Annotated in this window: 3 protein-coding genes; all 3 read left to right on the forward strand. The window is 25.6% G+C overall.

The genetic code is table 11. The features are described 5' to 3' along the window. The first annotated feature begins 125 nt into the window (after window positions 1-125). The 3 genes from RI68_RS03105 to dut all read left to right on the forward strand — a co-directional run bounded on the left by RI68_RS03105 (window position 126) and on the right by dut (window position 2,238). The gene (locus RI68_RS03105) at window positions 126-704 is read left to right on the forward strand and encodes a hypothetical protein (protein WP_017193771.1); all 579 of its coding nucleotides are present in this window, start codon (window positions 126-128) and stop codon (window positions 702-704) included. Window positions 705-839: 135 nt separating this feature from the next. Further along, window positions 840-1,778, forward strand: coding sequence for a tyrosine-type recombinase/integrase (locus tag RI68_RS03110; protein WP_261974294.1), 939 nt, complete (start codon window positions 840-842; stop codon window positions 1,776-1,778). Beyond that, on the forward strand, window positions 1,771-2,238 hold the full coding sequence (gene dut, locus RI68_RS03115) for a dUTP diphosphatase (RefSeq protein WP_017192595.1): 468 nt from the start codon (window positions 1,771-1,773) through the stop codon (window positions 2,236-2,238). The genes RI68_RS03110 and dut overlap by 8 nt, the downstream gene beginning before the upstream one ends. Window positions 2,239-2,261 lie beyond the last annotated feature (23 nt).

Genomic DNA, 2,261 nt, shown 5'->3' on the forward strand with positions numbered 1-2,261 from the left:
GAAATCATTTAAAATATATTAAATGTTTTATAATTATAAGCGCAAACAATTAAAAGATATATTATAAAATGTTGAATATATAATTAATATTTGGAAATAACTATAAATTATAAGGGTAAAAAAGTATGATTATAAAACTTTTTAATAAAAATATCTCATTTGTCAAATTACTTTTTATGATTTTAACGAATGTTTTTTATTATTTAACGATAAGTTTATTATTATACTTAATTTTGTTAAACATTTTAAATTATTTTTATCCCAAAAAAGCTTCTAAATTTTTATTTTTAAATATGTATTGGATTAATAGTGAAAGCATGCGGCCTGAAATTAATAAAAACGATATTATCATTGTACAAAATTTAACGGAAAAAGATTGTTTGAATTTAAAAGCTGCAGATCAAGACAAAAAAGGCGATGATATAGTTTTTTTTGTTGAGAAAGAATTTCAAGAAGGACCATTAAAAAAGATTCCTTTTGTCGTACACCGAGTATTTAGCAACGACAAAGAAAAGAAAAAATTGACTACTCAAGGCATCAATAACGAAGAAACCTTTGATTTTGAGGAAAAGATTGATTATAGCAACGCTTTATCAAAAGTCATCGTAGTTATACGTTTTGCTAGTATATGGAATTTTATGATAAGCCCTGGGAATATTATTGAATTTCTGCTATTAGGTTTTTTGTTGATTTTTTTTATTTAGAAGTTATTCAACCTAAAAAACAAAAGAAAAAAGTAAACCAAGAAATAACATCAAAAAAATCAGCTTCATAATATTATCCAGATATATAAAGTGAAAAAATTTTAAAAATAGTAGGTTCTTATCATTTTACAATTAATCAAAAAATTTGAAGCGTTTGTAACCATTGAACGTAATTATTCCCCTTTAACAATTAAAAATTATCTTCACGATGTGAAAGATTTTCAAACCTTTTTAATGTCTAAAAAGATATCTTTTGATAGAGAAAGTCTTTCCCAGGAAAAACACGCTCGTTCTTTTGTGAGTTTTCTTTCTTCACAAAAACTCAAAAACATCAGTATTATGAGGAAAATATCGGTTTTAAGGACTTTTTATAATTTTTTAATTGAAAGACATGGTTTTAACAATAACATTTTCAAAGCGATACCTATTAAAAAAATTCCCAAAAAACTACCTAAAATAATTTCTGAAGAAGATATTCAAAATTTATTAGATTCTATTAATTTATCGAAAGAACTTGATTATAGAAATTATTTAATTCTAGATTTACTTTATAGTTGCGGTTTAAGAGTGAGTGAGTTAATTAAACTCAAAATAGAGGATATTTATTTTTCTAACTCCCAACTTTTAATTTATGGCAAAGGGAGAAAAGTCCGTTATTTGCCTGTTCATGAATCTTTATTATCTATGCTAAAACATTATATTGCTAATATTAGGAATAAAATGATGACCAATAAAGCTGTAAAACATGCTTTTTTATTGGTTAATTATAAAGGAACTCCTTTAACCGAAAGAGGGGTAAGAATGATTTTAAAAGAATTATCATTAAAAACAGCAAATAAAATCAATCTTTATCCGCATATGTTAAGACACGCATTTGCCACTATTTTACTGAATAATGGTGCTGATTTAAGAGTAGTGCAAGAATTATTAGGTCATAATAGTTTAAAAACGACTCAAATTTATACTTTTGTATCCAATAATGTGTTAAAAAATAAATTTATTTCTAATCACCCCAGAAATAATTATAAAAAAAAGAAAAAACACCATAAAAAAGGAGAATTATCAAATGAATAATAAGCAAAAATGTGTTTTTGAAGTAGTGAGCGCTTTTAAAGATCAACAAATTAATTTACCTCAAAGACAAACCAATTATAGTGCCGGTTATGACTTAGAAGCTGCAGAAAGTATGGAAATTCCTGCCCAAAAAGTTGTTTTAGTTCCTACTGGCGTTAAAGCTTCTTTTCCTAAAAATCAAGTGTTATTAGTTTATGCGAGATCTTCTTTACCTTTAAAAAAAGGTTTAATGTTGGCTAATAACGTAGGTGTAATTGATAGCGATTATTATAATAACGAAAAAAACGAAGGACATATTTTTGTCCCTTTATATAATTTTTCTAATCAAACGATGACAATAGAAAAACACGAAAGAATTGCTCAAGGTCTTTTTCAAAATTTTTACGTAACTGATGATGATCATGCTGAAACCAAAAAAACGAGAAAAAGCGGCTTCGGCAGTACTAATGAAAAAAGTTAAAAAAACCAAAATAATTCATGATA

It is taken from the genome of Vaccinium witches'-broom phytoplasma str. VAC, from assembly GCF_000309405.1.
Lineage (GTDB): Bacteria > Bacillota_I > Bacilli_A > Acholeplasmatales > Acholeplasmataceae > Phytoplasma.

Coding starts and splice junctions, on each gene's coding strand:
- dut (WP_017192595.1), top strand. CDS start 1,771: ATGAATAATAAGCAAAAATGTGTTTTTGAAGTAGTGAGCGCTTTTAAA.
- RI68_RS03105 (WP_017193771.1), top strand. CDS start 126: ATGATTATAAAACTTTTTAATAAAAATATCTCATTTGTCAAATTACTT.